The 283-nt window shown below is 53.7% G+C and carries 1 protein-coding gene; it reads right to left on the bottom strand.

The annotated features are described in order from the left end of the window. Positions 1-95: 95 nt before the first annotated feature. The coding region (locus L9G74_RS20215; RefSeq protein ID WP_238898566.1) for a hypothetical protein at positions 96-283 on the bottom strand (188 nt) is incomplete at its 5' end.

Raw genomic sequence — 283 nt, 5'->3', positions numbered from 1 at the left:
CCACCAGCCGCCCCAGCCCAGTTCGTAGTACCGCCATACCGCCCTGCTCTGCCAGCTCTTGGCAAGCGTGTATTTGCAACAAACGGTACCGCAATCTACTTGGGCAATTCATGACTTGGTGAAAGAGCACGAAGTCCGTATCCGTAACGGTATGCAAGCTTATGCACTGCTGGAACAGCTGAGAGCAGCAGTGGAGCGCCGCAGCAGAAGCCGAATTTAAAGCACCAATTCAGGCCACCTACGAACACGAAGGTCATTAGCTCAGAAGCGGCGGTAATATCAA

This window comes from Shewanella electrica (assembly GCF_022321485.1).
Classification (GTDB): domain Bacteria; phylum Pseudomonadota; class Gammaproteobacteria; order Enterobacterales; family Shewanellaceae; genus Shewanella; species Shewanella electrica.
Note: the sequence above shows the minus strand (reverse complement) of the source record. Positions and strands in the feature narration are given on the sequence as shown.